This is a genomic window from Rhizobium sp. SEMIA 4085, assembly GCF_013004495.1.
In the GTDB taxonomy this organism is placed as follows: Bacteria; Pseudomonadota; Alphaproteobacteria; order Rhizobiales; family Rhizobiaceae; genus Rhizobium; species Rhizobium gallicum.
The window spans coordinates 1-7914 of record NZ_JABEPH010000290.1; the positions used below are offsets into that span (position 1 = coordinate 1).

The following is a 7914-nucleotide window of genomic DNA, read 5'->3' on the forward strand; positions in this document are numbered from 1 at the left end:
GCCTTCGTATCGAGAGAGATGACGAGGATCGATAAAACGGTGAGTTTTACCTCAAGGGTCCCGTCATCCCCGTCCAGATCAGCCCGTGGTCTTTGGCACCGGAATGTTAAGCAGCTGCTGCTCCCACAGACACGCGATGCCTCCGCCAGCCGCGTGCTGCCCGAGCACTTCCGTCATCTTGCCCGCTTTTTCGATACGGGCCAGTCGCGCTGCCACTCGGATGCCAGCGCCAACCAGGCATCATGTTCGCGCCGGCCGCGATCATGCGCTGGATCGGCACCTCGTGGGCCTCGACTGACGTGCCGCCCGACGCGTCGGTGATGACCGTGACATCCCAGGCTTCGCCGAGGCCTGGATTATCGGCATCGCGACGCAGATCTCGGTCCACAGGCCGGCAATGATCAGCTGCTTGGCCCGTCGCCTTCACCGCATCCACCACCTTCTGGTCCTCCCAGGTGTTGATGAACGTCCGGTCGATCACCTCCTGGCCGGGAAAGACCTCGGTAATCTGCGGGAAGAGGAGACCGCCCCGCGCCGCGACCACTTGGTCAGGATGGTGGGGACGCCGAAGAGCTTGGCAGCCTTCGCCAGGGCGGTCGAATTGTTGACCACCATCTGCGGTTCGTGGCTGTTCAGGTTCGCAAGCTGGTAGGGCTGGTGGTCGATCAAAACGAGTACCGAATCTTCGGGACGAAGAAGCTTTGTTGCGGCGCAGCGCTCTGCGGAGGCGGTGCTGACACGAGATCAACGCATGGTCTGGTTCGACGGACTTGTGCCCGAAGAGCAAATCCTGCGGCCGCCGCCGGCAGGGACCTTCCGGGTCAAACGTCACTCGGGCGCTCCAGCCCAGCCGATGCTGGCGGTCTAAGCGCCAGTCGCAGCTGCGGCGCCACTCCAGAGGTCTGCAGTTCCAATGATGACAGCGTGACGCCGAGCAGGCGGATTCCCCTGCGCGGCGGAAAGATCGGCGCGAGAAGCAGGTCGACCATTTCCTCGAGGTCGCCGATCGTTTGCAAAGGTGCCGTAACCGTCTTGCTGCGGGTGATCTGGCTGAAGTCGGCATACTTGACCTTGAGCGTCACGGTCTTGGCGCCGATTTCATTGGCCTCGCAATAGCTCCAGACTTTCTCGATCAGCGGCTGAAGGCCTTCGCGTGCCGGCTCAAAGGAGTGAATATCCTCGGAGAACGTGTCTTCCGCGCCGACGGATTTCCGCACCCGGTCCGGCTTGACCTGGCGATTGTCGATGCCGCGGGCAATTCCATAGAAATATGGCCCAGACTTCCCGAAATGTTCGACGAGGAATTCGAGCGTCCTCTCCTTGAGGTCGGCGCCCGTCTCGATTCCAAGCCGGTGCATCTTCTCGGCCGTCGCCGGTCCGACGCCATGGAACTTCTTGATGGGGAGTTGCTCGACGAAGGCCGGCCCGTTCTTGGGGGTGATGACGAACTGGCCGTCCGGCTTGTTCTGGCCGGATGCCATCTTGGCCAGGAACTTGTTGTAGGAAATGCCCGCTGACGCGGTGAGCCCTGACGTCGCTTTGATCTTCGCCCGTATTTCCGCGGCGATCTCGGTGGCGATTTCCATGCTCTTCAGGTTTTCGGTGACGTCGAGATAGGCCTCATCGAGTGACAGCGGCTCGATCATCGGCGTGTATTCGGCAAAGATCGCGCGGATCTGCAGCGAAACCGCCTTATAGACGTCAAAGCGCGGCCTGACGAAGATGAGATCGGGGCATTTGCGCTTTGCGGTCACGGAAGGCATCGCCGAATGAACGCCGAACTTTCGCGCCTCGTAGCTGGCGGCCGCCACCACGCCGCGGGCGGCAGGATGGCCGACGGCAACCGGCAGGCCCCGCAGCTCGCGATTGTCGCGCTGTTCGACCGATGCGTAGAAGGCATCCATGTCCACATGCACGATTTTGCGCGGGCGCTCACTGCCTTTGTCGTTTGTCATGGCCTAGTTTCCATCAGGACCATCGGTGTCGCCAAGAGATGGGAAGTGCGCGCCACATTTGTCACCCTCCGGCGTTTGCATCCGCTCGCAGCCCATCGCCATGCGGCGGCGGATCACAGCGAAGGTCATGCTGGCGCCAAACGCTTTCACCAACAGATTGCGCTCAAGCGCGCAATCGCGATGACATGGGCGACAGATGAATTCAATGATCGGCTCCCGATGATCTTTCAGTGTCGGACCCAGATCGTTCTCAGCTGCCGTCGGTGCATGTTCAAAAACCATTCCTGGCATGGACTTGAATCCGTTCACGGAATTCTCCAATCGGCACTCTTGCTCAACTTCCGCGCGCTAGCTGGGCATTGACTCATCTCGCCGTTAGAACAGATACAGAACATATTTCGACTTCTCAAGCCGAAAACGGGTAAAGGAGATCGTGAGCGAGGAGGTGGCTTGGCCTATGGCGCGCTGCATAATGGCGCTTACCCTTTCAAGCCATCTGAGATCAAGCTCCAGAATGCGTTGTCGCAAGACAGGGTTTCAAAATCGGCCAGGGCACAAAGCCGTTGGAAAGAGGCTTCGGAATTGCGCCGATTTGCCCAGTGTAAGCAATCCATGAACTTTACTTTGCGTTCGTAATCACTCATCGGCGCTTCAAGCGATCCCTTGGCGTGCAAGCGGGACTTCCTGTAAATGCGGCCGTCGCGCGTTGTGACAGTGACGATGTGCGGGAGGCGCTCCACGCCTTTTTCCTCTTCGGCCGAATAGGACTGCATTTCGATGCGGGGCATGAATTGCCGGATTTCCGGCCGCCCGATCTCCTGCCGTGTAAAGTCTGAAAGGCTAAGGGAGCCTCTGAGGAAAGCTGTCGCCAGGCAATATTGCATCGAGAAGCGGGCCTGCATCTCGTCGGTGGGGTCGGGATATGCGAGGTTGCGGGCAGCGGATATGCCGACTTTCGCCACGATCCGGGCAATGTCGCCCGCCAAAAGCCCACGTTCCTGCTTCAGATCCAGAAGCGCGTCAATCGCGCGATGGGTCGAGGCGCAGCAGGGATGGCGCTTGGTCACCACGCCCCGGCTTTCAATGATATGTTCCTCTTCGAATGTCAGTCCCTCCCAGCCCTTGGCATCATCGCCCCCGAAAAGATCGAGGAAGCCTTGCGGCCGCTCGAGGATATCCGGCCGCCCGCTCATGCCGGCAAGCGCCATGCGCGCCGCATCCACGGCATTACGCGCGGCAATGCCGGCGTGAAGCGGTTTGGCGGTCGTGCCGAATTGCCCCTTCGGGCCGCAGGCGCAGCTCGGCGCGAGGCTCACCCCCCCGGCCCACTCCTTTTCATCGGCGCGCATCACCCTTGCCCCGCCAGCTGCGGCCCCCATGCCCCCGCCCGCCGCCGTTGCGTCCCACCCCCTGTTGTAGTGAGAGGGATTGACGCCGAAGCCGACTGCCGCTTGCGCTTCCAGCCCGGCCAGGTAGGCCTCGAGAAACCGTCTTCCGCTCGTGACCTTGCCGCTCGCCAAAACCGCCAGCAGCGCCGGCACCAGCACCGCGGAGGCATGCGCTCTCGCCGGATGGAAATTGTCATCGAAATCGAGCGCGTGAGCCGCCGTTGCGTTGATGAGAGCGGCAAGCGAGGGCGAGGCGGAGCCGCCGGTGACGAGCCGCGCTTCGCCGCTTCCGGCGATTTCCCCATGGAAGGCGCGGGTGAGCGCGGCGATGCTTTCATCGCCTCTGCCTGCAATCATGCAGCCGATGGTGTCCACCGCAGCATCTCTTGCCCGATCCATGGCGAGGTTTGAGAACGTCGTTCGCGACAGGACCTGTTCCGCGATCTTCCGGAGAATGGTGGCCATTGACGAAAGTCTTTCCGTGAGTTTGGTTCTCAGCGGAAAATGTTCAACTTTCCGCAGGTCCGCAATCTTATGCGGTTTGCGGGTAGGGCTATCGGTAATGGAGATAGAATGGCGCGGGACACGAGTGCGGCGATCAGCCTGAAGCATATCGAGGCCTATGACGCCATCGCCGCGACGGGCTCGACGATCGCCGCTTCAGTCGAGCTTGGGATCTCGCAATCGAACGCCAGTCGGTTGTTGCAGCAACTGGAAGACTATCTCGGCGTCCGGCTTTTCGAACGGGAAAAGAACCGCCTTCAACCGACCCGCGAGGGGCTGCAGCTCGGCCCGGAAATCCGTGCCATTTCCGACCGGCTGCGCGCCTTGAAAACGGCGGCGATGGAGCTCGAGAGCGGTCGATCGCGCGAGATCATGCTGCGGCTCGCCTTTCCCGCCAGCCTTTCCTCGACGCGCATTCCGAAGCTCGTGAAGAACTTTCTCGCAGCGAATGGTCCGATGCGCGTCGAAGTCGCATCCGGTAGCTATCTCGCAATAGAACGGATGGTGGCCGACGGTGAGGCCGATCTCGGTTTCGCGCGTCTGCCGCTGATGAGCCCCGGATTGAAACAGGAAAAGATCCTGTCGTCGCGGATCATTTGCGCCCTGCACAACGATCATCCCAAGGCCGGCATCCGCCAATTGTCGGTCGGCGACCTGAAGGGGCAGGATCTGATCATGCTGAACAGGGAGCGACCGGTTCGCCATGAGCTTGAGGCGTTGTTCTACAAGGCCGGCATCCGCCAACGCCCCTTGCTCGAAGCGCATTCGGTGGCGAGTGCCTGCGCGCTTGCCGCGCAGGGGCTCGGCATTGCGCTGGTCGGCGAGATCATCGCGCGCGAATTTGCGACGCTGCCGCTCCGGTTCATTCCACTCGAACCGGAACTGCCGGTTGCTTACGCGCTGATCAGCGGAGAGAAATTTCCGATGCCAAAGGCCGCCAGCCTTTTCCTTCAATGCATTTCGGACTGGGCATGATGACGGTGCTTGAGCCGTTACGGGGGATCGCAAACGTATGAATATCAAGCAACTGGAAGTCCTGCGCACACTTTTGGCGACGGGGTCTACGATTGCCACGGCAAAGACGATGGGACTGAGCCAGTCCGGCGTCAGCCGCCTCCTCCAGCAGCTCGAGGCGGATCTTTCGGTGTCGCTTTTCGTGCGCGACAAAGGCCGTCTCATCCCAACCCCCGAGGCCCTGCTTCTTGCCCGCGATGCCGAGAACATCTTGCTGGCGGTCGATCGGATGTCGGGTCACGCGGAGGACTTAAGAAGCGGCGCCGCCGGCCCGGAGGTCGTCCGCATCGGTCTGCCAAGCAGCATGTGGGAGCATTTCGCGCCGGCAATGCTGGCCCATTACATCCGCGATTTCCCAGGCGTGCGGATCGAAACCTTCTTTGAGACGACGACCGCGATCAACAAGCTCGTCGAGCAGAGGGTGATCGATTTCGGCTTTCTGCGCATGGAGGGCGACAGCGGACCGGGCATCGAGGTCGAGCGCGTCGCCACCGGCGAAAGCGTCTGCGTCGTTCCGAAAGATCATCCTCTTGCAAGACTGGAGGAAATCACGGTGAAGAACCTGCGCGACGTGCCGCTCATTCTGATAGGCCGCCAACGGCCGAACCGCATGGCGCTCGACCAGACCTTCCGGCGGGCAGGCGTCAAGCAGATCGTCAAGATCGAGACGCATACCAACAGTTCCGCCTGTTCTTATGTCGCACATGGCCTCGGCGTGACGATCATCAGCAGCTTTTATGCGAATCTCTATCGTCACCTGCCAGTGGTTCATCGCCCTTTCGTGCCGCGCACGACACAGGAATTTGGATTGGCGAGGGCGATCGGTACGCCCCTCTCGATTGCCGCCCATGCACTCAGCGATGCCTTGAAACGGCAGATCCATGTTTCCCAGAAAAGCATTTAAAACCAGCTTACTGGCCCGCTTTTTAGTTTCATCGCGCCCTCTCTGGTTGCTGCGCTATTCCGCATAGACTTATGACGGAATCGCATAATATTGCGGATATTTTTTCATTCGATCATAGTCTGCGGCAACGAAACCGATGGCGCCGGGCATTGTCCGTCGCCCATCGCGGGGAACAAAAATGCTGAAATTCGTTCTGAACCGCCTGTTGATGGCATTACCAACGATTGTCCTCGTTTCGGTGACCGTCTTCACGCTGATCCGCTTCATACCCGGCGATCCGGCAGCATTGATGCTGGGTGATATGGCTGAGCCGGATCAGATCGCGGCGATGCGCTCGGAACTTGGCCTCGACAAATCGCTGCCGGAACAGTTCCTGATCTGGACCGCCAATGTCGTGCAGGGTGATTTCGGCCGCTCGATCGTCAATGACGAGGCGGTTCTGCCGCTCGTCGCATCGCGCTTTCTGGTCAGCGCCGAAATCGTCGTCGTCGCCGTCCTCCTGGCGAGCTTTATCGCCGTGCCGGCCGGTGTCATCGCCGCCTGGCGGCAGAACAGTCTGACAGACCTGGCGCTGGTCGGCACGGCCACGATCCTGTTGTCGATCCCGACATTCTGGCTCGGACTGCTGCTTCTGCTCTTCTTCGGTTTGAAACTCGGCTGGTTACCGGTCCTGGGCTATGTCTCGATCGGCAACAATGTTACCGGTGGCCTGCTCTACCTGGTGCTGCCGATCATGACCCTGGTCATTCATGAGATGGGTGTGTTGATCCGCATGGCACGCGCCTCGACGCTGGAAGTGATGCGTCTCGACTATATCACCCATGCCCGGGCCAAGGGCCTTTCCGAAAGCGCCGTCCTTTGGCGGCATGCCTTCAAGAATGCCTTCGGCCCGACCTGGACGGTCATCGGTCTGATCCTCGGCAATCTGCTCGGCGGCATTGCCGTCATCGAGACAGTCTTCACCATTCCGGGGCTCGGGCGACTGATGGTCGACAGCATTTTTGCTCGCGATTACCCCGTTATCCAGGGTTGCCTGCTGTTCGTCTCGCTTTCCTATGTGCTGGTCAATTTGGTCGTCGACCTGCTCTATCCCTTGTTCGATCCCCGGGTTGTCGCCGAATGAAAAAGATCACATTCAACGGCTTGATCGGCAGCGTTCTGATTTCCGCTTTGCTCCTCTCGGCCGGCATCGGCCTGTTCTGGACACCGTATGATCCGATGAAGCTCGGCTTCACGGCACGGCTGGCAGCGCCAAGCGGCGCCCACTGGCTCGGAACCGACGAATTCGGCCGCGACGTGCTCAGCCGCCTGATCGTCGGCGCCCGGGCGAGCGTCTGGATCGGCACCTTGACGGTCACATTCGCGACGGTCTGCGGCGCGCTGATCGGTCTCGTCAGCGGTTATGCCCGCGGTTGGATCGATGCAGTCATCATGGCGGTCAACAATGCGCTTCTCGCCTTTCCCGGCATTCTTCTGGCGCTTGGATTGCTCGCCGTCTTCGGCGCCAACCAATATGGCATCATCTTTGCGCTGGGCATTGCCTATTCTCCCTCCATGGCCCGCGTTGTCCGCGGTGCCGTCCTGTCGCTGCGAGAGCGGGAATTCATCGAGGCCTCCAAGGTGATGGGCAATGGCGAGATGTACACCATGTTCCGCCATATCCTTCCCAATTGCATCGCCCCGATCACCGTGCTTGCGACGTCGATGTTCGGCTGGGCGATCCTTTCTGAAAGCGCGCTCAGCTTTCTCGGTCTCGGTGTTCCGCCACCGGCGCCGACCTGGGGCAACATGCTGGCGGCCGGTCGGCCTTTCATCGAACAGGCGGTCTGGCTGGGTCTCTTCCCGGGGCTGGCGATCGCCCTGACGCTCCTCGGCATCAATCTTCTGGGGGATGCTCTTCGGGACAAGCTTGATCCGCGGATGAGGGGGCTGAAATGACCAATGAAACGCTTTTGAGTGTCCGCAACCTGTCGCTTCAGGTCGCCGGAACCGGTGTGCAGGTTGTCAAGGACGTCAGCTTCGACGTCGCCCCAGGCGAGATCTTCGGCATCGTCGGGGAAAGCGGATCGGGCAAGACGCTGGCAACACGCGCCCTGATCTCGCTGCTGCCGGCGCCCATCAACCAGGATGTTCATCCCCTTCCACGTGA

General features: G+C 60.7%; 8 protein-coding genes and 2 pseudogenes. 6 read left to right on the forward strand and 4 right to left on the reverse strand.

From position 1 onward, the window contains the following. Window positions 1-78 precede the first annotated feature (78 nt). Window positions 79-669, reverse strand: a pseudogene (locus C9413_RS23615) (hydrolase). 61 nt (window positions 670-730) lie between these two features. Between C9413_RS23615 and C9413_RS33770 the strand changes: the two are divergent. Then, window positions 731-868: pseudogene (locus tag C9413_RS33770) on the forward strand (SOS response-associated peptidase); the annotation flags it as partial. Here the strand turns inward: C9413_RS33770 and dinB are convergent. The 3 genes from dinB to C9413_RS23630 form a co-directional block, all read right to left on the reverse strand. After that, window positions 822-1955 (reverse strand): DNA polymerase IV, encoded by a 1134-nt coding sequence (gene dinB, locus C9413_RS23620; RefSeq protein WP_052451755.1) that lies wholly within the window; start codon window positions 1953-1955, stop codon window positions 822-824. The pseudogene C9413_RS33770 and the gene dinB sit on opposite strands and share 47 nt — an antisense overlap. A 3-nt stretch (window positions 1956-1958) precedes the next feature. Then, window positions 1959-2237 carry a hypothetical protein gene (locus C9413_RS23625; protein ID WP_052451756.1) on the reverse strand — a complete coding sequence of 93 codons (279 nt, stop codon included), beginning with the start codon at window positions 2235-2237 and terminating at the stop codon, window positions 1959-1961. 197 nt (window positions 2238-2434) lie between these two features. Further along, window positions 2435-3808 (reverse strand): MmgE/PrpD family protein, encoded by a 1374-nt coding sequence (locus C9413_RS23630; RefSeq protein ID WP_170250973.1) that lies wholly within the window; start codon window positions 3806-3808, stop codon window positions 2435-2437. 39 nt (window positions 3809-3847) lie between these two features. Between C9413_RS23630 and C9413_RS23635 the strand changes: the two genes are divergently transcribed. The 5 genes from C9413_RS23635 to C9413_RS23655 all read left to right on the forward strand — a co-directional run. Next, entirely contained in the window at window positions 3848-4822 is a 975-nt protein-coding gene (locus C9413_RS23635) for a LysR family transcriptional regulator (RefSeq protein ID WP_170250974.1), read from the forward strand. 37 nt (window positions 4823-4859) lie between these two features. Further along, window positions 4860-5765, forward strand: coding sequence for a LysR family transcriptional regulator (locus tag C9413_RS23640; RefSeq protein WP_040114777.1), 906 nt, complete (start codon window positions 4860-4862; stop codon window positions 5763-5765). A gap of 178 nt (window positions 5766-5943) precedes the next feature. Next, entirely contained in the window at window positions 5944-6888 is a 945-nt protein-coding gene (locus C9413_RS23645) for an ABC transporter permease (protein WP_040114778.1), read from the forward strand. Next, on the forward strand, window positions 6885-7703 hold the full coding sequence (locus C9413_RS23650) for an ABC transporter permease (protein ID WP_040114779.1): 819 nt from the start codon (window positions 6885-6887) through the stop codon (window positions 7701-7703). Before C9413_RS23645 ends, C9413_RS23650 begins: the two co-directional genes overlap by 4 nt. Beyond that, window positions 7700-7914 (forward strand): ATP-binding cassette domain-containing protein (locus C9413_RS23655; RefSeq protein WP_170250975.1); only part of this gene is annotated, 215 nt, incomplete at its 3' end. The genes C9413_RS23650 and C9413_RS23655, both read left to right, overlap by 4 nt.